Here is a 20,746-nt window from a genome sequence, read left to right as displayed (position 1 = left end):
CGGGAGAGAAGACCGCGCCAATCACCGCCCTTAACCTACCACTCAAATCTGCGGCGTGGACCCCGCCGGAGGCAGCGGCGGCACTGCAGGCGAAGCGCTCGCCGTCGGGTCAGGCGCAACCGTGGGCGCGGGTGCGGCAACCGGCTGCGCGCCCATCAGCGCTGCTGCTTCCAGCTGATCGAGCGCGCGCTGTGTCGCCATGTAATCACGGGCGCGCACCAGCCAGTCGGCGGCAGCGTCGTGGCCGGGCATCTTTTCGACTTCGGCGGCGGCGGCTTCGATCTTGCCGCCGGCGAGGAAGGCGCGGGTGCGTTGCAGGCGGCTTTCCGGCGCGGGCGAGGGGGAATCGTCGTGACGGATTACGAAGAGGTCTGACAGCTGGCGGCCGAGCCAGTCGAACGTGCCTTCGTTCGCCTTGCCGCCGACCAGCTCGGGTGCGAGCAGTTCGAACTGTTCGCCAAGCTGGGCGAGCGTCACCGGCGCGGAGCCTGCGGCAATCACCCGGTCCACCGCCGCGCCCTGCGTGGTGCCGAAGCGCGCGCGCAACTGCGCTTCGATCCAGCCGAGCGGCTGGCCGCGCTCCAGTGCGCGGCGCGCGGCGAAAGCGAGCAGCAGCGATTCGGCGTGGGTGGCATTGCCCGATGCCGCGATGGCCTGCTGGTTCAGTTCGGCCAGCCGCTGTTCGAGCATGGCGATCTTGGCGGCGGTGTTGTCAATCTGCGCGCCGATCTGCGCCTGCGCTGCGGCCGTTTCGGCGGCCGAGGGGCCGGGGGCGGGTTCCGTGGTGGGGGAAGTAACCAGCTGCGGCAGGCCCGAGCCGTCCATGCGCACGTCGATCAGGCCGTTATGCCATCCGAGCCACGCTGCTCCGGCAGCACCCGCCAGCAGGCACCCGGCGACCAGCGCAGCGATGCCGCGGCCGCCTATGCCGCTCCTTCGCGGGCTTTGCCCCCGCGCGCTGTAAACCAGATCCTCCATGCGTTTTCGCTTGTCCTGTCGCCCCGATGTCACACTGTCTGGCACATCCGCGCGCCGAGTTCCAGAACCTCCTTGTCGGTCCTGCCGGCAGCCACTGCGACTGTGCCCCAGCCATTGCCAGCGAGTTCCGCTATGCGTGGGGCCAAGCAGGCAAGATGGAGACTTTCCTTGCAGATTCCAAGTCTTTCGCATTCCTGGGCGAAATGGCGGGCAGCTTCGCCCGAGTGCAGCAGCACCACCGCACCGCGCTCCAACGCCAGTTCAAGCGCTGCAGGAACTGCCCGTTTCCGGGACGCGTAAGTTACAACCGTGACGATTCGCACCTCTTCGGGCGGGGTCAGTGTCACGCGATCTTCACCTGCGATTCGGATGTAATTCCCCGGCGGCAGCGTGGCGACCACCGGCTGCAACCCGCCTTCGCCGATGCGCGAAACGACAAAGCCGGCAGATCGTGCCGCCGCCGCCGTCGTTTCCCCCACCGCGATCACCGGCACCTCCGCGAAGGCCGCCAAGCTTGCCCCGCCATGGCGGAACACGTTGGCGCTGCCGGCAAGGATGGCGTCAAAGCGCTCGTCCGGCACTTCCCAGTCCACCGGCTCGATCTCGAAAAGCGGCGCTGCGACAGGTTCCAGCCCCAACGCGCGCGCCGCCGCGCAGGTCGTCGCATTCCCCGGCTCGGGCCGGATCACCACCAGCGGCAAGCTCATGCGCCGGAGAAGTGCACCGTTACCGATTCCGGCGCCTCTGACAGCAGGCGATGCGCCAGCCGCTTCGGCCCTTCAGGGTCGGCAGGCGCGAACGTCTCGCTCGCCTCGATCCGTTCTGCTCCGTCCGGGCTGTAGATCGCGGCGCGCACGGTGAGCGAGCTTTCGTGATGCGTCGTCAGCACCGCAATCGGGCTGTGGCAATTGCCGCCCAGTGCCGCCAGCAGCGCGCGCTCCGCCAGCACCGCCTCATGCGTCGGCCTGTCGTCGATGGCTGCAAGCCAGCCGCGCACGGCATCGCTGGCCACCAGGCATTCGATGCCGATCGCGCCTTGCGCCGGGGCAGGAAGCCACTCGAACTCCGACAGCGGCGTGCCGACGCCGGTCTCGCCCAGGCGCTGCAGGCCCGCGGCGGCAAGCAATGTCACGTCCGCCTCGTCCGCCTGCAGCTTGGCCAGCCGCGTGGCGACATTGCCGCGAAAGCCGACGATCTTGAGGTCCGGCCGGGCGTGAAGCATCTGCGCGGCGCGGCGCGGCGCGCTGGTGCCGACGCGCGCGCCGGGCGGAATGGCATGGATGGAGGCCGCACCAACCAGCACGTCACGCACGTCGGCGCGGGGAAGAACGGCGGCGATGCAGAATTGTTCAGGCCGCAGCGTTTCCACGTCCTTCATCGAATGGACCGCGAAGTCGATTTCACCTTCGAACAGCCAGGCGTCGAGTTCCTTTGTCCACAGCGCCTTGCCGCCGATCTCGGCCAGCGGCCGGTCGAGGATCTTGTCGCCGCTGGCGGTGACCGGCACGATTTCGACCATGCTTTGGTCCCAACCATGGGCGGCGCACAGTCGCTCGCGGGTTTCCTCCGCCTGAGCCATGGCGAGCGGGGAGCGGCGGGTTCCGAGCCTCAGCGGCTTCTGGGGAGTGGCTGTGTTCATGCTTTGCTTGCCGTAACGGGGATTATCATTAGAGGAAAGCGCCAGATGGCCCTGATCCTTGGCATAGAATCCAGCTGCGATGAAACCGCTGCCGCGGTGATTGACGGCAATGGCACGACGTTGGCTGCGCGCATCGTTGCGCAACGCATTGCTTCACAAGACGAAGCTCATCGCCCCTACGGTGGTGTCGTACCGGAAATCGCGGCCCGCGCGCATGTCGAAGTGCTGGGCCCGATGGTCGAGGCGGTACTGGCCGATGCAGGCATGACGCTCGATGATGTCGATGCGATTGCGGCAACCGCAGGCCCCGGCCTGATCGGCGGCGTGATGGTCGGCCTCGTCACCGCCAAGGCGCTGGCTATGGCGGCGGACAAGCCGCTGGTCGCGGTGAACCACCTTGAAGGCCACGCGCTTTCACCGCGCCTCGCCGATCCGTCGCTGCAATACCCGTACCTGCTGCTGCTGGTTTCGGGCGGGCACTGCCAGATTCTCGAAGTCGCAGGTGTCGGCCAATATCGCCGCCTTGCCACCACCATCGACGATGCGCTGGGCGAAGCGTTCGACAAGACCGCGAAGATCCTCGGCCTGGGCTATCCCGGTGGCCCCGCGGTCGAGCGGCTGGCGCGCGAGGGCAACCCCAAGGCCGTGCCGCTGCCGCGCCCGCTGGTGGGAAGCGGCGAGCCGCACTTCTCCTTCGCCGGGCTAAAGAGCGCGGTGATGCGGGCCAAGGACGCGCAGCGGACCTTCCTTCGACAGGCTCAGGATGAGCGGTCTGAGGCGAATCCCGAAACTCAAAACCCCGCTCGGCCTGAGCCTGTCGAAGGCCGCCAGCCCTACAGCGATGCCGACATCGCCGCCTCGTTCCAGCAGGCCGCGCTCGATTGCGTGATCGATCGCACGCGCATTGCGCTCGCCACCGCTGCGCCCGGGATGACGGCATTGGTCGTTGCAGGTGGCGTTGCCGCCAACGCGGCGCTGCGCGGCGCGCTTGAGGCTCTGGCTGCCGAACATGGCCTGCCGCTGGTCGCCCCGCCGCCGAAACTGTGCACAGACAATGCCGCGATGATCGGCTGGGCTGGCGCTGAGCGCTTCGCTCTGGGATATACCGACCCGCTCGACGTGGCAGCGCGCCCGCGCTGGCCGCTCGACGATAATGCCGCGCCGGTGCGTGGCGCAGGGGTAAAGGCATGACCGCTGGTGTAGGTGTCGTTGGCGCAGGCGCATGGGGCACCGCACTCGCCCAGATGCTGGCAAGCGACGGCCGCGAAGTCCTGCTCTGGGCGCGCGAGGCCGAATTGGTCGAGGAAATCAACGCCAGCCGCACCAACAGCCTGTTCCTGCCCTCGGCACGGCTTGCGCCCTCGGTCCGCGCCACGAGCGACCTTGCCGAAATGGCGTCCCTGCCAGTCCTGCTGATGGTCACCCCGGCGCAGTTTCTGGCCAGCGTGCTCGGCGCGATGGGCCGCAAGAGCGGTGACGTCGTGCTCTGTTCCAAGGGCATAGAGGCCGGGACAGGGCGTCTGATGGCTGATGTCGCGCGTGATGCGGCGCCGGGTGCGCAGATTGCCGTCCTGTCAGGCCCGACTTTCGCGCACGAGGTGGCAGCCGGCCTGCCCACCGCCGTGACGCTCGCCTGCGAAGGCGGCGAAGCGCAGTGGCAGCGGCTTTCCGCCGCCATCGCCCGCCCGACCTTCCGGCCCTATTACTCCGACGATGTGGCCGGTGCCGAAATCGGCGGCGCAGTGAAGAACGTCCTCGCCATTGCCTGCGGCGTGGTTGATGGCCTCGGCCTCGGCCAGAACGCCCGTGCAGCGCTGATCAGCCGTGGCTTTGCCGAGATGCAGCGCTTCGGCCTGGCTCTGGGCGCGCGGGCGGAAACGCTGTCCGGCCTTTCGGGCCTGGGAGACCTCGTGCTGACCTGCTCGTCCACCTCCAGCCGCAACTTCTCGCTCGGCAAGGCGCTGGGCGAGGGCGCCAGCGCGGCCGATGTGCTGGGCGCAAGGAACTCGGTGGCCGAAGGCGCCTTCACCGCGCCGGTCCTCGCCGAAATCGCGCGCAACCGGGATATCTCCATGCCGATCGTCGAGGCGGTGGTGACCCTGCTCGAAGGCGCTGCCCCGGCGCGGGACGTCGTCGCAGGATTGCTGTCGCGCCCGCTCAAGGCGGAAACAGTCCTTGTCTGAAGCCAAGCCCCCGCAACAGGATATCGCCGCGCTGGCCAAGGGCGGGCGGACGAATTTCCTCGGCTTCCTGCTGCGTCTTCTCGCGCGCATCCCGTTCCTGTTCATCGCCAGCCGTCTTTATGGCGCACCAGCGATGGGGCGCTTCGCCTCCGCGTTGGTCATGGTCGAATTTGCCGGGATGCTCGCGACATTGGGCCAGAAGCGCGGCCTGGCCCAGCGCCTTGCCGAGAACGACGAGCACCCCGCCAACGTGGTCGGCGATGCGGTTCTGCTGGCGATGTCGCTGGCGCTCGGCATGGGCGCGCTGATCTACCTGTTTCCGCAATCGATGTATCCCAGCGGCAATTTCACGCTGGCCGACCGCCTGTTGGTGCTCTCGATCCCCGGCCTCGCGCTCGGCGACCTTGCCCTCGCGGCGCTTGCCTACCGCTTCGACGTGGCGACCACGGTTCGCGCCCGCTCCGTGGTCGAGCCGTGGACGATCTCCATCGCGGCAGGCGCATTCTATTTCATCTGGCCGAGTTCCGGCCTCACTCTCGCCTATCTCGCCTCGGTCTGGGCGGCGACGGGCGTCGCGGTCTTCGTCCTGCTGCGCACTTATGGACTGCCGCGCGCGTGGAAGCCGCGCCCCGGCCCGCTGTGGCAGATCGCTCGCCGCAACATCCCGCTGGCAGGCGCAGACGCCGTGGAGTGGGGCACGCGCAAGCTCGACGTGTTCATCCTGCGCTTCTTCGTGGGTGAGGCGCCGGTCGGCATCTATTACTTCGCCCAGCAGATCGCCTCGCTGCCGCAGAAGCTCAAGACCAGCTTCGAGCCGGTGCTTGGGCCCGTGATCACGCGCAGCGTCAAGGACAAGGACTACGCTGCGATCGCCAAGCAGGTTTGCCAGGTCGGCTTCTGGATCGGCGCGGCGCAGATCGGCATCGCGCTGGCGCTTGGCATTCCCGGCGAGGGGCTGATGGGCCTCGGCGGTCCCGCTTTCGTTTCCGGCACGGCGGCGCTGGTGTTTCTGCTGGTGGCCGAAGTCGTCGCGTCCAAGGCGGTGGTGAGCGAAGCGGCGCTGGTCTACTTGGCGCGCATGCGCAACCTGTGGATCAGCCTGGCCACGATCGCGCTGCAGGCCGTGCTGACCATTGCCCTGATCCTCGTCGCCAGACAGGTGACGCCGGGGCCGATGTACGTGGCCGCCGCGGCTTCGCTGGCCCTCGCCATCTCGCTTGGCCTCTCCTCGGCGGTGAAGTCGCGGGTGCTGACCGGCATTCTCGGCCATTCGATCAGCAACTGGCGCTGGGGACTTGCCTGGGCGATCGTACCCGCCATCGCTGTGGGCGTTGCGATGACCTGGGCACCCGAGTGGGCCGAACTGGCCGTTGGAATTCCCGCAATTCTCGGTATTTACTGCTACATGTTGTGGGTCCGCGCGTTCGGGCCCGAGGACCGCGTGCTGTTCCGCAAGCAGCAACCGGCCTGAGATCGTCGCTGAGATTTTCGCGTAAGGGGTCATGCAGATGCTGCAATCGCTCGAAGCCAACCAGATTCTGCTGGCGGGCATCGTTCTTCTCGTCGCGTTCGTGGTGTGGTGGGTGTGGGGTCGCGCCAGGCCAGCCCCAAAGCGGCGCGAATACACTGACGTCCTCTCGGATGGCGCCGAAAAGGCCGCCCGCAACATGGCCCTGATCGATGCGCCAAGCGCTGCTGCCCTCGTGACGCCGCCTCCGGGCGTTGGCACCATGGCCGGGATCGGCGAAGTCGTCGCCGCTGCTGCTGCCGAGGAAGTGGTCGAGGCGGCGCCTGTTTCTGCTCCTGCCCCTACTCCGCAGGGCGGCGATGACCTCGGCCGCATCAAGGGCGTTGGCCCCAAGCTCAAGGCCCTGCTCGCCTCGCTTGGCGTCACCAGCTATGCCCAGATCGCAGCGTGGACAGATGAGGACATCGCGAAGATCGACGCCCAGCTTGGCACTTTCGCCGGCCGCGCCACGCGCGATAACTGGGTGGAGCAGGCCAAGCTTCTCGCCAGCGGCGATACCGCCGCCTACGAAGCCAGGTTCGGCAAGGTCTGACCTATTCGGCGATCTGCGCCGGAGCGACAGGCTCCGGTGCGGCAACCGGCGCAGAGCGGCGGCACTTCATGACAAGATCGCGCACCGGCGCTCCGGCCGCAACCTTGATCATCCCCGCCCCCGGTAGCGTGCCGTTGTAGGACCCGCCAAGCACCTTGGTCCGGCTGTCGTCGGCCGAGATCGTCCCCTGCCAGATATAGCCGCGCTGCCCCGGCACCGATGTCGCATCCACGGGCAGCCGCATGATCCCATCGCTCCCGACCAGCGCGAACAGCGCCTGCGCCCCCACTGGTGCGGCAGCATGGCGCGTCACGGTCAGCACGCCTTCGCGGCAGGAAACTGATACCAACGGCGTCTCCCCGGGATGCCCATAGCGCACCGAAAGCCCATCCGAACCCGCAGCCCACGACGCTTGCGAATCTCCATCACGCACCCCCGGCAAGGCCTCGCCCTCAGGCATGGCCATGCGCACCGCACCATCCGGCGCCCCCTCACGCGCGGGCATCGCGGGCGATTTCGAGCAAGCAGCAAGGGCGAGGGCGGCAATGGCTACGATCAGATTCTTCACGACAGTATCAGGCGGCCCGCTTCTGGACGGTTAATTCAAGCCCAAGCACCGACAGGACCGCCACAAGAGTTTCAAGCGTGGGGTTACCGTCTTCCGAAAGAGATTTGTAGAGGGCTTGACGTCCCAGTCCGGTTTTCCGGGCTATTTCGCTCATGCCCTTTGAGCGAGCAATGTTGCCCAACGCCGCGGCGATATGCTTGGGGTCGTTCCCTTCCATCGCGGCCTCAAGGTAGAAAAGGATGTCCTCCTCTGTCTCAAGGTAGTTGGCGGGATCAAATGGGCGAAGCTCCATTGGTGCGCTCGATCTCTTCCTTCAGCCGCCTTGCATGGGCAATGTCGGCATCCTGCGTGCGCTTGTCGCCTCCGCAAAGCAGAATGACAAGCTCTTTGCCCCGCTGGAAGAAATACACCCGGTAGCCCGGTCCATAGTCGACGCGAAGTTCGTGAACGCCGCCCTTCAAGGACTTGCTGTCACCAAAATTCCCGTCTGCCTAGCGTTCGAGACGAACCACGATCCTTGCCCGCGCTCGCCGGTCCCGCAAGGAGCCGAGCCAATCCGAGAAGTCGGGCGTTTCCGACAGCTGAAAGGCCTGTCCTTTATAGGGGACATTTGCTCGCGGGTCAACGGATTGAGTCAAGGCCATCTCCTTCGAGAGAATGCCTGGCCCATTGCATTGTTAAGGTCGGGTCTCACTTTTGACTATTTTGGAGGCAGGCGACATCACGGGGGCGCGTGCTCTCACTTCCCCCACTTCGTCTTCTGACTCTTGCCGTACCGCGTCTTGCGCGTCCCCGGCTTGCCCTCGTTGCTCCGCCCGACAATCGGTGCCTTGCGCTCACCCTCCGGCAGGCCAAGCTCCGACGCTTCCAACTGCCTGATCTCGTCGCGCAGGCGTCCAGCCAGTTCGAACTCCAGATCCGCCGCCGCGGCCCGCATCTTCTTCTCCAGTTCCTCGATGTAGCCGCGCAGGTTGTGGCCGACGAGGTTGTTGGCGCCGTCGGCGTCAATGTCGACCAGCACGCCATCGCGGCTTGCCGTGTCGGCAACGATATCGTGGATATTGCGCTTGATCGTCTGCGGGGTGATGCCGTGTTCTTCGTTATAGGCCTGCTGCTTGGCGCGGCGGCGGTCGGTTTCGGCGATCGCGCGCTCCATGCTGCCGGTCATGCGGTCGGCATACAGGATCACCCGGCCATCCACGTTGCGCGCGGCGCGGCCGATGGTCTGGATCAGCGAGGTTTCGCTGCGCAGGAAGCCTTCCTTGTCGGCATCGAGAATGCAGACGAGGCCGCATTCGGGAATATCCAGGCCCTCGCGCAGCAGGTTGATGCCCACGAGCACGTCATAGACGCCCAGCCGCAAGTCGCGGATCAGCTCGATGCGCTCCAGCGTCTCCACGTCGGAGTGCATGTAGCGGACTTTCAGCCCTGCCTCGTGCATGAACTCTGTCAAGTCCTCGGCCATGCGCTTGGTCAGGGTGGTGACGAGCGTGCGATAGCCTTGCTGGGCGGTCAGCTTGCACTCGTTGATGCAGTCCTGCACCTGGTCCTCGACCGGGCGGATCAGCACTGGCGGGTCGATCAGGCCAGTGGGGCGGATGACCTGCTCGGCAAACACGCCGCCTGCCTGCTCCATTTCCCATTGCGCTGGCGTGGCCGAAACCGCGATCGTCTGCGGGCGCATCGCGTCCCACTCGTTGAAGCGCAAGGGCCGGTTGTCGATGCAACTGGGCAGGCGGAAACCATACTCCGCCAGCGTCAGCTTGCGACGGTGGTCCCCGCGCGCCATCGCGCCGATCTGCGGCACGGTCTGGTGGCTTTCATCGAGGAACAGCAGGCAGTTGTCGGGCAGGTATTCGAACAGCGTCGGCGGAGGCTCGCCTGGCAGGCGGCCGGTCAGAAAGCGGCTGTAGTTCTCGATCCCTGCACACGAACCGGTGGCAGCGATCATTTCCAGATCGAAATTGGTCCTCTGCTCAAGCCGCTGCGCTTCGAGCAGCTTCCCTTCCTCGACCAGCTCCTTGAGTCGCTCGGTCAGTTCGAAGCGGATAGCCTGCGCCGCCTGCTGCATCGTCGGCCCCGGCGTCACGTAATGCGAGTTCGCATAGACGCGCACGTTGTTCAGCTTCGCGCCGCTCTTCCCGGTCAGCGGATCAAACTCGACGATCTCCTCCACCTCGTCGCCGAAGAAGCTGATCCGCCACGCGGTATCGTCATAGTGCGAGGGAAAGATCTCGAGATTGTCGCCGCGCACACGGAAGTTGCCGCGCGCAAAGCCGGCATCGTTGCGCTTGTACTGCAGTGCCACCAGCTTGCGGATGATCTCGCCGCTGTCGACCGTCTGCCCGACCTTCAGGTCGAAGATCATTGCCGAGTACGTCTCGACCGAGCCGATGCCGTAGATGCACGAAACCGAAGCCACGATGATCACGTCATCGCGTTCAAGCAAGGACCGCGTGGCCGAATGGCGCATCCGGTCAATCGCCTCGTTGGTCGAGCTTTCCTTCTCGATATAGGTGTCCGACCGGGGCACGTAGGCCTCGGGCTGGTAATAGTCGTAGTATGAGACGAAGTACTCGACCGCGTTTTCCGGGAAGAAGCTCTTCATCTCGCCATAGAGCTGCGCGGCGAGGATCTTGTTGGGCGCCAGGATCAGGGCGGGGCGCTGCAGTTCCTCGATGACCTTGGCCATGGTGAAGGTCTTGCCCGAACCGGTGACGCCAAGCAGCACCTGCGTCTGGTCGCCATCGCGCGCGGCAGCGACAAGGTCTGCAATCGCGGTGGGCTGGTCGCCGGCAGGCTGGTAGTCGGACACTACCTTGAATCGCTTGCCGCCTTCCACCTTGTCGGGGCGCTGCGGCTTGTGCGGCACAAAAGTGCCCGAGGTGTCGGGCTCTTCGAGTCCCCTGCGAATAACGAGTTCGGCCATCGCCCGAATATGGGGAACAAACCGCGCCCATACAACCGTGCCCGGAAGAGTCTCTGGCAGGGTGACGCGACGCACTGGCGCTTTTCCGGCAGGGCGTTAGCCTGCGTGCCGGAACGAGAGAGGACGAGACCCGATGCGTGCTGCAATTGCCCTGATCCCGCTTGCCCTGCTTGCCGCCTGCAACGATGCCGGCACCGTCGACAAGAAGAACGCCAGCACTGCCGAGGTGGCCAAGTCCGTGGCCGATGCGGGCATGAAGCTCAATCCCGGCCGCTGGGAATTGACCATGCAGTTCAAGAAGTTCGAGGTGGAAGATATGCCGCCCGAGGCCAAGGCCATGATGCAGAAGACGCTCGGCGAGACCAGGACCTTCGCCTCCTGCCTGACCAAGGAAGAGGCCGAAAAGCCCGATGGCAAGTTCTTCGGCCAGCAGGGCGAGGACTGCAAGTACGACACGTTCACCATGGGGAACGGCAAGATCGACGCCACCATGACCTGCAAAGGCACGGGCGAGGATGCCGGCAACATGGCAAAGATGACCCTCGCCGGAACCTACAGCCCCGATACTTACGACATGACCATGGACATGAACGGCACTGCCCCCAACGGCAAGGCCATGGTCATGCAGATGGCCCTCACCTCAAAGCACATGGGCGAATGCAAGGGTGACGAGCAGGGGTAAACCCGCCTGCAGGCTCAGAAATCAATCGCGATCCCGTTCTTTTCCCAGTCGCCGAAGCGTGTGGGATCAAGGCCATCGGGATCATCACCGCGCTCCATTGCCTTGGGGGCAGGGGCGGGGTCATTGGTCCAGTGCGCGGGCGGAGTGAAGTCCGCGGGGCGCTTCGTCGCACGGGGAGTGGGCTTTTCCATGCCTGCTCAGATGGAGCTTCCAAAGCCGAACTGCAATTGCATATTGGGGCACAAGCGCCGATAGGCTCCCCTGATGGCCCGCTCCACTCCTGCCGATGAAGTCCCCGGCGTTCCCGCCCGCCGCGCCGCGCTGCGCATGCTTGATGCCGTGCTGCACCGGGGCGATCCGCTCGATCAGGCAGCGCCCCCGGTGCTGCGCGCCATCGAACGCGGCGATGACCGTGCGTTGGCACTCGCCATCGCGCAGGAATCGCTGCGCTGGATGGCCGATCTCGACGCCCTGATCGATGGCGCGACCAAGCAGGTCCTGCCCGAAGATGCCAAGGTCCGCTCGGTCCTGCGCCTGATGCTGGCTCAGGCCCTGCGGCTGAACCTGCCCGGCCACGCCATCGTCGCCACCGGCCTGCCGCTGCTTGTGGGAGGCCCGCGACGGCTGGCGCACGGCGTGTTCTCCGCCGTCACCAAGAGCGGCGCAAAGCTGCCCGAAGCGCCCACGCTTCCCCCTGCCGTCGCCGCCCGCTGGCAAGTCGCATGGCCCGAGCGCCTCGGCGCGATCGCCCAGGGCCTCGCCGAACCGCCGCCGCTCGACCTGACCTTGCGTGATCCGGCACAGACCGCGCACTGGGCCGAACGCCTCGGCGGCCAATCACTCGCCCCCGGCCACGTCCGCCTCGCCCGCGCCGGTGCCATCGAAGCGCTCGAAGGCTTCCGCGAAGGCGCATGGTGGGTGCAGGACCTCGCCGCAAGCGTGCCCGCGCGCCTGTTGGGCGAAGGAAAGGGCCGCCGCGCGCTTGACCTTTGCGCCGCGCCGGGCGGCAAGACCCTGCAACTCGCCGCCGCCGGGTGGCAGGTCACCGCGCTCGACAAGTCCGCACGCCGCACCGAACGCCTCGCCGAAAACCTCAAGCGCAGCGGCCTCACGGCGCAAGTCGTCGTTGCCGATGCCCTGAACTGGCAGCCCGAACACCCGTTCGACGCCATCCTGCTCGACGCCCCCTGCAGCGCCACCGGCACCTGCCGCCGCCACCCCGACGTCCTCCACCGCCACGCCAATCTCGCCGAACTCACCGCCCTGCAATCCGCGATGCTCGACCGCGCCGCCACCTGGCTCGCCCCCGGTGGCACGCTGGTCTACGCGGTCTGCTCGCTGGAGCGCGAGGAAGGCGAGTTGCAGGCGCTGGCCTTCGACAAGCTGACCCCCGCGCCGGTCACCGAGGCCGAGCTGCCCGATGGCCTGACGCCCACCAACGGCCACTTCCGCTCTGATCCCGGCATGTTGAGCGCAGCAGGCGGCATCGATGGCTTTTTTGCTGCGAGGTGGGTGAAGGGATAGGGCGCAGCGTGTTTGGTCAAGCGGCGGTTATTGAGAGCTGTTGGACCGGAAACCGTCATTCCGCTTTGCGACGCCATTGCGGCCATTCGTTCCATGGCAGAATACGCACAGTTGCGGACACTTCTTGTGATAAGTAGTCTGACCTGATGGAAGGGACACGTTATCGATCGTTCTTGTGCTTAGCGCTGCTTTTGATGGCGGCACACACCGGAATTGCTCGTGTTCCTCATCCACCGCGTCCCCCAGCCATCGTCGATCCAGATTCTACCGCGCTTCGTACCCTCCAGTCGCGCGAGTTGGATATAGCTCGCAAAGAGGCGCAGCGGACTACACCGCCCGTGACGATGCGCTTTGTCGTTGGGTGGGAAATGCACTACGGCTACTTTTTGCTCGAAGAGCACGATCTGACCAAGATGGTCACCCCTGATTTGATGACCGCGTCGGTTAGGACATCGTTTGACGCAGAGTATAACAACGAAGTGCTTGCAAAACACCTCGGGGAGAGGCTGATTTGCGAATGTAGCGGAGTTGACTGGACTTTCAATTCAGGTCGCCGGTTCATGGTTCAAGACGCCAAACTGCTTTGGGTGCGGTGATCCACAGCCACTTCCCCCTCTGGTCCGACAGCATCCCATCCGAAAGCAGCCGTTCCAGCCACCACTGCCGGTCCTCGGAAACGGCCGTTGGTTCAGGCGCACTGCGCGGACTTTGGCGCTCCCTCCCTTCGCCGTCACCCCGGGCTTGACCCGGGGTCCCGCTTCTTCCCGCGCAAGCTATCCCACGATCACGTCGTAAAGGTCTAGCCAGTCGGGATTGCCGCGCTCGATCAGGTCGAACTTGAACTCCCTGCGCCAGCGCTTCAGACGCCTCTCGTGCGCGATGCAGTCTTCGATGCGGTCGCCGCGCTCGGCCCAGACCAGTCGTTTCAGACCATAGCGGGCGCAGAAGTCCGAACCACAGCCGTTGCGGTGCTGATGGATGCGCGCAGCAATGTGTGAGGTCACGCCGACATACATTGCGCCTCGGTAGCGGTCAGCCATGATGTAGACCCAGCCGCCGAGCCTTTCCCTGTCCATGGTGCGAGGAGAAAAGAAAGCGGGACCCCGGGTCAAGCCCGGGGTGACGGTAATGGTGCGGTTGTGGAAGTTGTTCCGGCTCAAACCGCATTGCTGCTTTTCGCCACATTGGCTGACAAGCCCTGTCGCGGAAGCTCACCGAACCTAACCCCCTAACCCTCCCCCGCCAGCCTCCGCCGGAACATCCGCCGCACCAGCCACGGCTCCAGGAACCGCCCAACCAGGTACAAAAACGCGAAGATCCCCGAGAACACATAGGCTGCCGTTGCCGAAGGCTTGCGCTTGCGGCTGCCGCCTTCGCCGTCCTTGGGCTTTTCCGGAGCGGGTGCGCCGAGGAACTTGTCGATCGGGTGCAGGGTCAGGACCGGTTCGTCCTTCTTCTTCTCGTCCTTCTTCGCCCCTGCGGCCTTCTCCTTCGCCTCGGCCTGCGCCTTCTGATAGGCGCCTACCGCAAGCGTCAGCTGGCCAAAGCCGATGAACACGAACGGCAGCAGGAAGCAGAACAGCATGAAGCGGCTGGTCAGGCGATAGCGCAGCACGCGCCCCGTCGCCGTTTCCTCCACCCGCAGCGCACCCTTTTCGAACGTGGCCAGCGTGTCCTGCGCGGCGGGGGAGGGGTTGGCATAGGCAAGGCCTTCGCCCGTCGGCTGAACGCTGTAGCCATCGCTTTCGAACGCCGGCGAAACCCGCGCCAGTGCTTCATCCGCGCCCAGCCCATCGGGTACAGGCACTTCATCTCGCACCGTCCAGATCCAATCGATCAGGCGCTTGGCCGAGCGCGGCTTTTCAGGCGTCATCGGTTGCGTCCAGGGCGATGTCGCAGCCAGACCGCTCATTCCGCCGGAACCGCCGTATGCGCGCCACCCATGTGATTGCCGAATTTGGCACCAAACTTCGCCCGCAGCGTCTTCCACGCCTCGCTGAACGGATAGTGCATCACCTCGCGGATATGCATGCGGCGGCCGCCTTCCATGCCCAGCACTTCGGCCTCGCCGTCGACGCAGGTGCCGAACATCCGGTCGATGATGATCCACGTGCCCGAATAGTTGCTGCGCGTGGCTTCATAATCGAGCGAGTGGTGCACGCTGTGATGCTCGGTCGTGTTGAACAGGAAGCGCCACCAGCGCGGCGTGTTGAAGCGCACGTTGATGTGCTGATAGGTGCTCACCGCCAGGCCGAACGTGCCCGCGATCAGGAAGGCGCGCGGCAGGAAGTCGAAGAAGCCGCCGATGCCGAGGCCGATCAGGAACAGCTCCACCGGATTGCCCACCGCGCCCTTGTTGATGTTGAGCTGGGTGATGAAGTGGTGCGGCGCATGGGTCAGCCACAGCGGATACCAGTTGTGCATGCCGCGATGCATCCAGTACTGGCCGAAGTCGAACACGAACGAGATCAGGAACGCCTGCAGCAGCAGCGGCAGCCCGGTGAACCATGCCACCTTCCCGAAGTCGAAGTTGCTCTGCAACATGCCGATGATCGCATCAGACCCGATGAACTGGTCAACGATGCGCAGCACGGTGTAGCCAAGGCCGACATAGAACAGGTCGGTCACCAGTTCCTTCCACGTCAGCTGCCATGAACGGAAGCGCGGGTTCACCCACTCCAGGGCGAGCAGCAGCACCTTGAAGCCGATGCCGATGGCAATGCCGGTCGATGCCACGGCCCATTCGTTCGGCGCATAGTACCAGAAGAGCAGGAAGCCGAACAATGTGACCGGCTGGAACCAGGTAAAGAATGCCCGCTTGAAGGGACCTCCTTCCACCTTCGGCACGTTTTCCCAACCGACTGTCACTGGCGCGTCTGCGCCGATGATCCGATTGCCAACCTGAACACCTGCCATCTGCCGACCCTCGATCTGCATGCCATGCGGCGGGAAAAAGGCCCCGCTTCGGGTCGCACTATGGACAGTCCGCTGCGCAGGTATACGCGTCGAATGACGTATGCCCTTTGTGGCGGGATTTCAGGGGCTTGCTCACGGCTCAGCCCGGGAATCAGGCGATCTGCACAGGATTTGAAGTCGGCGCAGGAAACTTTTGCCACGCGATGCGTTCATCGTCGTTAACGCTAGTCTTGTGGTCGGTGGCCGTTGTCGATTCCTGAATTCTCCGGCCAGTCGGCCCGCATGCTCCTTCGCGAAAGCACCCGCCCGGATCACGATCGCGTCGACGCCGCCTTTGCCCGGTTCGACCTTGGCGATCCTGTCGATTACCGCGCGTTCCTTCTCGCCCAGGCGTCGGCCTTGCTCCCGATCGAAGCCGCGCTGACCGCTGCGGGCGTGCAGGAGGTCGTCTGCGACTGGCCGCAACGGCGACGGGCAAGCCGCGTCCTCGCCGACCTCGCGGACCTCGGCCTCGCCACTCCCAAGGCACTGGAGGCGCCGCAGCTTGGCTCAACGGCGCAGATGCTGGGGGCTCTCTATGTCGTCGAAGGCTCGCGCCTCGGCGGAGCGATGCTCGCTCGACGCGTGCCCGCGCATCTTCCCTGCCGCTTCCTGTCGGACGCGGACTCCTCGCGCTGGCGCTCGCTGGTCGCGCTGATCGATCACGAACTCGCCTCTCCCGCAAGCCAGGCGGCAGCCCTTGCCTCTGCCCGCGCGGCGTTCGCCCTTTTCGAAGCCGCCGCTCATGCGCAAGCCGGAGTTCGCGTCCCTTGAGCACTGACCCATTGGGCACTGGCAGCGCGGTCGACCTGACCAACTGCGATCGCGAACCGATCCATATCATCGGCACCATTCAGCCCAGCGGCTTCCTCATCGCGTTGACCGCCGACTGGTTGATCGCCCGCGCCTCGGCAAACCTTCCGGAATTCATCGGCTGGGAGCTTGCCGATACCTACGGGCGCTCGCTTGACGAGGTTTTCCTGCCGCAGGCCGTGCATGACCTGCGCAACCGCACCACGATGCTCCGCAACGAAGACGCGGTCGAACGCATGTTCGATGTCCCCCTCGTCGCGGGCAAGGGCAACTTCGACGTCGCCGTCCACTACAGCGGCGGCCAGATCGTCATCGAGGCCGAACCTTCGCGCGGCAGCCTCGGCGACGTCACCGGCATGGTCCGCTCGATGTTTGCGCGGCTCGATCAGTGCAAGAACATGAGCGCGTTCTACCGCGAAGGCGCCCGCCAGATCCGCGCGCTGATCCAGTTCGACCGAGTCATGGTCTATCGCTTCGCTCCCGACGGATCGGGCGAAGTCGTGGCCGAAGCCTGCCGCCCCGGCATCGGCCAGTTCCTCGGCCTGCATTACCCGGCCAGCGATATTCCGGCCCAGGCGCGCCAGCTCTACTTGCGCAACGTCCTGCGCGTGATCGGCGACGTCCAAGCCACGCCCGTGCCGGTGCTTCCCGCGCTGGACGAGACCGGCGCCCCGCTCGACATGTCGCTCTCGCTGTTGCGCTCGGTTTCGCCGATCCACATCGAGTATCTCAAGAACATGGGCGTCGATGCCTCGATGTCGATCTCCATCATCGTCGATGGCAAGCTGTGGGGCCTGTTCGCCTGCCACCATTACTCGGCCAACAACCCCAACTTCGAACGTCGCGCGGTGGCAGAGCTGTTCGCCCAGATGTTCTGCATGCGCCTCGAAAGCCGCGAGCGGCAGGATACGATGGAGTTCGAACGCCGCGCCCGCGATATCTCCGACCAGCTGCTCGGGGCTGTCGCCTCTGATGAAACGCTTCTGCGCGATCCCGACTGGCTGGCCGACATCCTCACGCACGCCATTGCGGCGGACGGCGTGGGCGTCTGGCTCTCGGGCGGTTATGCCTTCTCCGGCCAGTGCCCACCCACCGAGGACTTCCGCCGCATCATCCGCGCGCTGAACACCACTGCCGCCGGCAAGGTCTACGCGACAGATCATATCGGCTCGCTGATTCCGGATACCTACCGTTTTTCCGACAAGGTCGCGGGCCTGCTTGCCATCCCCATCTCACGCTCTCCGCGCGATTACGTCGTGCTTTTCCGGTCGGAGATGGTGCGCTCGGTCCGCTGGGCAGGAGATCCGCACAAGCCCGTCGAGTACGGCCCCAACGGCCCGCGACTGTCCCCGCGCGAGAGCTTTGCCGAATGGAAGGAACTGGTCCGGGGCAAGTCCAGACCATTCACCTCCTCGGAACTGCGCGTAGCCGAAACCCTGCGCGCCACTCTGATCGAGGTCGTTTTGCGCCTGTCGGACGAGGCCACCGCCGAACGCCAGCAGGCAAGCGACCGGCAGGAACTGCTGATTGCCGAGCTAAACCACCGCGTCCGCAACATCCTCGGCCTGATCCGTGGCCTCATCCGCCAGTCGCAGGCGAGCGATCCGGCGCTGGCGGGCTTCGTCAAGCTGATCGACGGCCGCATCCATGCGCTCGCCAGGGCGCACAACCAGATCACCGAGGACCACTGGGGCCCGGCGCCACTGCAATCCCTCATCGACGCCGAGGCGGCGACGTTCATGGTGGACAGCAGGCGCATCCGCAGTTCGGGCGAGCAGGTCATGCTCAATCCGCTCGCCTATTCGACGATGGCCTTGGTCCTTCACGAACTCGTCACCAATTCCAGCAAGTACGGCAGCCTCTCGGTCCCCGATGGTCATGTCACGATCGCCTGGAATTTCTCAGCCAAGGGTGACCTTCTGGTCGCATGGCGCGAGGTTGGCGGTCCGCCCGTGCGCGAACCGCAGCGGCAGGGCTTTGGCACCACGATCATCCAGCGCTCTGTGCCCTACGATCTCGGCGGCGAGGCTGCGGTGCGCTTTCAGGAAAGCGGGTTCAAGGCTGACTTCTGCATTCCCAAGCGCCACGTTGCCGAGGCCTCGGGTGCAGCGCGCGTGATCCATTTTCCCAAGTCAGGCCCCGGCCACGTCGAGGAACCTCCGCAGAACCTGCTCACCGGTCAGCGTGTCCTGCTGGTCGAGGACAGCCTGATCATCGCGCTCGATGCCGAGGATATCCTCTCCCGTCTTGGCGCCGAGTCTGTCGTGACCGCAGGCTCCGTCGACGCCGCCCTCGATCTGATCGACGCAGCCCGGCCGACCATCGCCTTGCTCGACATCAATCTCGGCATCGGCACCAGCTTCCCGATTGCCGATGTCCTGCATGAACGCGAAGTGCCTTTCATGTTCGCAACCGGATATGGCGAACAGGCAAAGTTCCCGGACGTCCACCGCGCCCGCCCGGTGGTGCAGAAGCCCTATACCATCGGCAACATCGCAAGAGCTTTGGCGACGCTGCTGCCGGACTGAAGAGGTGCTTGAACTCCCCCTCCCGCAGGCGGGAGGGGCGGGGGTGGGCATTCGCCGTCAGGCGAAGTTTGCGCAAAGCCTGAGGCACAAACAGAAAAGGGCGCCGTCACCGGCGCCCTTTTCCGCATCCTCTCCAAGATGCTCCGTGATGAAACGGGTCTTTGGCGACCCTGTTCCTTATTCTTCCGGACCGCCGCGGCCTTCGGCCTTGTCGTTCGAGGCATAAAGCGCGTCGCCCTTGCCCTGCATGTAGGGCAGCGGGTTCACAGCTTCGCCCGAAACGCGGACTTCATAATGGAGGTGAGGGCCGGTCGAACGGCCGGTCGAACCGACGTAGCCGATGATGTCGCCCTTGCGGACCTGCTGCCCTTCGGCAACCGCCACGCGCGACATGTGGCCATAACGGGTTTCCATGCCACCGCCGTGGTCGAGGCCAACGAACAGGCCGTAGCCGCCGAACCATTCAGCCTTTTCCACGACGCCATCGGCGCTGGCGCGGATTGGGGTGCCGGTCGGTGCGGAAAGATCGATGCCCTTGTGGGCGCGGCGGCCGCCGAGCACAGGATGTTCGCGCATGCCATAGCCGCTCGAAAGGCGGGTCATCGCCACAGGCGCCAGCGACGGGATCGAAACCGATGCCTTGCGGATGGTGGTCGGCTTCGAGGAAGGCAGGATGCCGTTGTCGAGCTGCTGCCAGCTGGCGAAGAGGCGGCGGAATTCTTCGTCACCGCGATCGGCCGAGACGCCTGCCTTGGCGGCTTCGGCAGCGCGAAGCGGGGCGGCGATGTCTGCGGAAGCGGCGCTGTTTGCGAATGCCGGCGCGGAAGAGAATGCAACAACTGCCGTAAGGGCGCTGAATACAGTCTTGAAGGTGTTTGTGTTGAACAACATTACGACCCGTACGACCTTTTTCTCGGCTCTCCGCTTCCGGCGTTAGGCCGTGAAGCAGCAAGCCCTGAAACCCCCAGAGCGAACCCGATTTGCGGCAACAGACAGACGTGCGGCCTGTCGCCCGGGATTTTTCAGAGTTGGTCGGAACCCCCCGCCATCTCGTGAATTGGGGTATGCGGGGCAGGTTACTGGCAGGCAACCCCTGCCATCATTTCGCGCGACAAACCGGCTGATCGACGCGCCGAGTCGTTGAACGGTGGCTTAACGACACCGCGAAAGTGCTGCCGGACCAAGGTTTTCCAAAGGTCCGCGGGGGATTCGCCCCTCGTTTGGCAGACTGCGGTGAAATGTGTTGTGCCGAACCGCACATGGCGAATTTCATCGTCAACGATTCTTTGCAGGATGCGGGCAGAGCGATCGTCACCGCCTGCCAGAAACCGCTCGACGGTCGCGGGCGTCACATCCAGTGCACGTGCTTCCAGCACCATCGGCACCACGGCCAGCCGAGCCGCCACATCGTGCGCCGTCTCGCGCGCCGCATCCCACAATCCGTCATGCGCCGGCATCGCTCCATAGAAGCTGCCCAGCGTGCGCAAGCGGCGGGAAATCAGCGCGAAATGCATCGCTTCGTCCGCTGCGACTGACAGCCAGTCGTCAACGAACTGCCGCCCCATCTCCGCACCGAATCGTCCCGCCGCATCCAGCGCCAGGTCGATCGCCACGAATTCGATGTGCGCCAGCGCATGAAGCAGGGCGAGCCTTCCGTGCGCCGATCCGCGCCCGCGCTTGGGCATGGCACTGGGCGGCAGCAGCTCCGGCTTGTCTGGCCGGGCCGGATAGTCAGGCATCGCCACGTCGAACACCATCGCCAGCTCACCGCCACGCCAGCGGCGCACCACGTCGCGCGCTGCCATGACCTTGTCCTGCGGCTCAGGCGTCAGCATCACCGCGCGGATGGCGCGGGCGAGGGTAGGTGCGTTCATTGCTCGTGTTGCC

Annotated in this window: 21 protein-coding genes and 1 pseudogene; 9 read left to right on the top strand and 13 right to left on the bottom strand. The window is 65.3% G+C overall.

Annotated elements, in window-relative coordinates; genetic code table 11:
* Positions 1–42 precede the first annotated feature (42 nt).
* Genes NJ75_RS16065 through hemC form a run of 3 tightly spaced genes read right to left on the bottom strand, consistent with a single transcriptional unit; the run spans position 43 to position 2,617 of the window.
* A complete protein-coding gene (locus tag NJ75_RS16065; protein WP_052242574.1) occupies positions 43–978 on the bottom strand; it encodes an MICOS complex subunit MIC60 in 936 nt (311 codons plus the stop codon).
* A gap of 29 nt (positions 979–1,007) precedes the next feature.
* Positions 1,008–1,685: a uroporphyrinogen-III synthase gene (locus NJ75_RS16060; RefSeq protein ID WP_039336268.1), complete on the bottom strand. Its 678-nt coding sequence runs from the start codon at positions 1,683–1,685 to the stop codon at positions 1,008–1,010.
* Positions 1,682–2,617: a hydroxymethylbilane synthase gene (gene hemC, locus NJ75_RS16055; protein WP_039336266.1), complete on the bottom strand. Its 936-nt coding sequence runs from the start codon at positions 2,615–2,617 to the stop codon at positions 1,682–1,684. Before hemC ends, NJ75_RS16060 begins: the two co-directional genes overlap by 4 nt.
* A gap of 45 nt (positions 2,618–2,662) precedes the next feature.
* Here hemC and tsaD point away from each other — a divergent pair, with 45 nt between their 5' ends.
* The 4 genes from tsaD to NJ75_RS16035 are packed head-to-tail and all read left to right on the top strand — an operon-like array spanning position 2,663 to position 6,860.
* Positions 2,663–3,808 (top strand): tRNA (adenosine(37)-N6)-threonylcarbamoyltransferase complex transferase subunit TsaD, encoded by a 1,146-nt coding sequence (gene tsaD, locus NJ75_RS16050; protein ID WP_039336264.1) that lies wholly within the window; start codon positions 2,663–2,665, stop codon positions 3,806–3,808.
* Positions 3,805–4,800 carry an NAD(P)H-dependent glycerol-3-phosphate dehydrogenase gene (locus NJ75_RS16045; RefSeq protein ID WP_039336262.1) on the top strand — a complete coding sequence of 332 codons (996 nt, stop codon included), beginning with the start codon at positions 3,805–3,807 and terminating at the stop codon, positions 4,798–4,800. Before tsaD ends, NJ75_RS16045 begins: the two co-directional genes overlap by 4 nt.
* Complete coding sequence (locus tag NJ75_RS16040; RefSeq protein WP_039336260.1) at positions 4,793–6,271, top strand: lipopolysaccharide biosynthesis protein; 1,479 nt, start codon at positions 4,793–4,795, stop codon at positions 6,269–6,271. The genes NJ75_RS16045 and NJ75_RS16040 overlap by 8 nt, the downstream gene beginning before the upstream one ends.
* A 31-nt stretch (positions 6,272–6,302) precedes the next feature.
* Positions 6,303–6,860, top strand: a complete 558-nt coding sequence (locus NJ75_RS16035; protein WP_407668295.1) for a hypothetical protein — start codon at positions 6,303–6,305, stop codon at positions 6,858–6,860.
* A 1-nt stretch (position 6,861) separates the two neighbouring features.
* Here NJ75_RS16035 and NJ75_RS16030 read toward each other — a convergent pair whose 3' ends face one another.
* From NJ75_RS16030 to uvrB, 4 genes and pseudogenes are all read right to left on the bottom strand, one after another.
* Entirely contained in the window at positions 6,862–7,428 is a 567-nt protein-coding gene (locus NJ75_RS16030) for a hypothetical protein (RefSeq protein WP_052242573.1), read from the bottom strand.
* 7 nt (positions 7,429–7,435) lie between these two features.
* Positions 7,436–7,720, bottom strand: coding sequence for an addiction module antidote protein (locus NJ75_RS16025; RefSeq protein WP_039336258.1), 285 nt, complete (start codon positions 7,718–7,720; stop codon positions 7,436–7,438).
* Positions 7,701–7,904 (bottom strand): annotated as a pseudogene (locus tag NJ75_RS25380) (type II toxin-antitoxin system RelE/ParE family toxin); the annotation flags it as partial. The pseudogene NJ75_RS25380 and the gene NJ75_RS16025, both read right to left, overlap by 20 nt.
* Before the next feature lie 263 nt (positions 7,905–8,167).
* On the bottom strand, positions 8,168–10,357 hold the full coding sequence (gene uvrB, locus NJ75_RS16015; RefSeq protein ID WP_039336256.1) for an excinuclease ABC subunit UvrB: 2,190 nt from the start codon (positions 10,355–10,357) through the stop codon (positions 8,168–8,170).
* A 133-nt stretch (positions 10,358–10,490) separates the two neighbouring features.
* On the opposite strand from uvrB, the gene NJ75_RS16010 reads away from it, so the two are divergent.
* Positions 10,491–11,039, top strand: coding sequence for a DUF3617 domain-containing protein (locus NJ75_RS16010; RefSeq protein ID WP_039336254.1), 549 nt, complete (start codon positions 10,491–10,493; stop codon positions 11,037–11,039).
* 14 nt (positions 11,040–11,053) lie between these two features.
* On the opposite strand, the gene NJ75_RS23830 is transcribed toward NJ75_RS16010, so the two are convergent.
* Positions 11,054–11,230, bottom strand: a complete 177-nt coding sequence (locus NJ75_RS23830) for a DUF1674 domain-containing protein (RefSeq protein WP_082013427.1) — start codon at positions 11,228–11,230, stop codon at positions 11,054–11,056.
* Positions 11,231–11,303: 73 nt separating this feature from the next.
* Here NJ75_RS23830 and NJ75_RS16005 point away from each other — a divergent pair, with 73 nt between their 5' ends.
* A complete protein-coding gene (locus NJ75_RS16005) occupies positions 11,304–12,563 on the top strand; it encodes an RsmB/NOP family class I SAM-dependent RNA methyltransferase (RefSeq protein ID WP_039336252.1) in 1,260 nt (419 codons plus the stop codon).
* Positions 12,564–12,709: 146 nt separating this feature from the next.
* Positions 12,710–13,159, top strand: a complete 450-nt coding sequence (locus tag NJ75_RS24425) for a hypothetical protein (RefSeq protein WP_156135836.1) — start codon at positions 12,710–12,712, stop codon at positions 13,157–13,159.
* 177 nt (positions 13,160–13,336) lie between these two features.
* Here the strand turns inward: NJ75_RS24425 and NJ75_RS15995 are convergent, their stop codons facing one another.
* From NJ75_RS15995 to NJ75_RS15985, 3 genes are all read right to left on the bottom strand, one after another.
* Positions 13,337–13,639 (bottom strand): GIY-YIG nuclease family protein, encoded by a 303-nt coding sequence (locus NJ75_RS15995; RefSeq protein WP_039336248.1) that lies wholly within the window; start codon positions 13,637–13,639, stop codon positions 13,337–13,339.
* 152 nt (positions 13,640–13,791) lie between these two features.
* Positions 13,792–14,436, bottom strand: a complete 645-nt coding sequence (locus tag NJ75_RS15990; RefSeq protein WP_039336328.1) for a hypothetical protein — start codon at positions 14,434–14,436, stop codon at positions 13,792–13,794.
* 35 nt (positions 14,437–14,471) lie between these two features.
* Positions 14,472–15,479: a sterol desaturase family protein gene (locus NJ75_RS15985; protein WP_039336326.1), complete on the bottom strand. Its 1,008-nt coding sequence runs from the start codon at positions 15,477–15,479 to the stop codon at positions 14,472–14,474.
* A 282-nt stretch (positions 15,480–15,761) separates the two neighbouring features.
* On the opposite strand from NJ75_RS15985, the gene NJ75_RS15980 reads away from it, so the two are divergent.
* Together NJ75_RS15980 and NJ75_RS15975 are read left to right on the top strand one after the other, a co-directional pair.
* The gene (locus NJ75_RS15980) at positions 15,762–16,292 is read left to right on the top strand and encodes a biliverdin-producing heme oxygenase (RefSeq protein ID WP_039336244.1); all 531 of its coding nucleotides are present in this window, start codon (positions 15,762–15,764) and stop codon (positions 16,290–16,292) included.
* Positions 16,289–18,859, top strand: coding sequence for an HWE histidine kinase domain-containing protein (locus NJ75_RS15975; protein ID WP_236727166.1), 2,571 nt, complete (start codon positions 16,289–16,291; stop codon positions 18,857–18,859). Before NJ75_RS15980 ends, NJ75_RS15975 begins: the two co-directional genes overlap by 4 nt.
* A gap of 177 nt (positions 18,860–19,036) precedes the next feature.
* Here NJ75_RS15975 and NJ75_RS15970 read toward each other — a convergent pair whose 3' ends face one another.
* Positions 19,037–19,750 carry a M23 family metallopeptidase gene (locus NJ75_RS15970; protein WP_039336239.1) on the bottom strand — a complete coding sequence of 238 codons (714 nt, stop codon included), beginning with the start codon at positions 19,748–19,750 and terminating at the stop codon, positions 19,037–19,039.
* A 185-nt stretch (positions 19,751–19,935) separates the two neighbouring features.
* Entirely contained in the window at positions 19,936–20,733 is a 798-nt protein-coding gene (locus NJ75_RS15965) for a ferritin-like domain-containing protein (RefSeq protein ID WP_039336237.1), read from the bottom strand.
* Positions 20,734–20,746: the final 13 nt, after the last annotated feature.

The organism is Novosphingobium subterraneum, from assembly GCF_000807925.1.
GTDB classification, from domain to species: domain Bacteria; phylum Pseudomonadota; class Alphaproteobacteria; order Sphingomonadales; family Sphingomonadaceae; genus Novosphingobium; species Novosphingobium subterraneum.
Note: the sequence above shows the minus strand (reverse complement) of the source record. Positions and strands in the feature narration are given on the sequence as shown.

What these genes read in the sequence shown, in the direction of transcription:
- NJ75_RS24425 (WP_156135836.1), top strand. Translation starts at nt 12,710, where the DNA reads ATGGAAGGGACACGTTATCGATCGTTCTTGTGCTTAGCGCTGCTTTTG.
- NJ75_RS15980 (WP_039336244.1), top strand. Translation starts at nt 15,762, where the DNA reads ATGCTCCTTCGCGAAAGCACCCGCCCGGATCACGATCGCGTCGACGCC.
- NJ75_RS15995 (WP_039336248.1), bottom strand. Translation starts at nt 13,639, where the DNA reads ATGGACAGGGAAAGGCTCGGCGGCTGGGTCTACATCATGGCTGACCGC.
- NJ75_RS16065 (WP_052242574.1), bottom strand. Translation starts at nt 978, where the DNA reads ATGGAGGATCTGGTTTACAGCGCGCGGGGGCAAAGCCCGCGAAGGAGC.
- NJ75_RS15990 (WP_039336328.1), bottom strand. Translation starts at nt 14,436, where the DNA reads ATGACGCCTGAAAAGCCGCGCTCGGCCAAGCGCCTGATCGATTGGATC.
- NJ75_RS16045 (WP_039336262.1), top strand. Translation starts at nt 3,805, where the DNA reads ATGACCGCTGGTGTAGGTGTCGTTGGCGCAGGCGCATGGGGCACCGCA.
- NJ75_RS16025 (WP_039336258.1), bottom strand. Translation starts at nt 7,720, where the DNA reads ATGGAGCTTCGCCCATTTGATCCCGCCAACTACCTTGAGACAGAGGAG.
- NJ75_RS15965 (WP_039336237.1), bottom strand. Translation starts at nt 20,733, where the DNA reads ATGAACGCACCTACCCTCGCCCGCGCCATCCGCGCGGTGATGCTGACG.
- NJ75_RS15970 (WP_039336239.1), bottom strand. Translation starts at nt 19,750, where the DNA reads ATGTTGTTCAACACAAACACCTTCAAGACTGTATTCAGCGCCCTTACG.
- NJ75_RS16035 (WP_407668295.1), top strand. Translation starts at nt 6,303, where the DNA reads ATGCAGATGCTGCAATCGCTCGAAGCCAACCAGATTCTGCTGGCGGGC.
- NJ75_RS16005 (WP_039336252.1), top strand. Translation starts at nt 11,304, where the DNA reads ATGGCCCGCTCCACTCCTGCCGATGAAGTCCCCGGCGTTCCCGCCCGC.
- tsaD (WP_039336264.1), top strand. Translation starts at nt 2,663, where the DNA reads ATGGCCCTGATCCTTGGCATAGAATCCAGCTGCGATGAAACCGCTGCC.
- uvrB (WP_039336256.1), bottom strand. Translation starts at nt 10,357, where the DNA reads ATGGCCGAACTCGTTATTCGCAGGGGACTCGAAGAGCCCGACACCTCG.
- NJ75_RS16060 (WP_039336268.1), bottom strand. Translation starts at nt 1,685, where the DNA reads ATGAGCTTGCCGCTGGTGGTGATCCGGCCCGAGCCGGGGAATGCGACG.
- hemC (WP_039336266.1), bottom strand. Translation starts at nt 2,617, where the DNA reads ATGAACACAGCCACTCCCCAGAAGCCGCTGAGGCTCGGAACCCGCCGC.
- NJ75_RS15985 (WP_039336326.1), bottom strand. Translation starts at nt 15,479, where the DNA reads ATGGCAGGTGTTCAGGTTGGCAATCGGATCATCGGCGCAGACGCGCCA.
- NJ75_RS23830 (WP_082013427.1), bottom strand. Translation starts at nt 11,230, where the DNA reads ATGGAAAAGCCCACTCCCCGTGCGACGAAGCGCCCCGCGGACTTCACT.
- NJ75_RS16010 (WP_039336254.1), top strand. Translation starts at nt 10,491, where the DNA reads ATGCGTGCTGCAATTGCCCTGATCCCGCTTGCCCTGCTTGCCGCCTGC.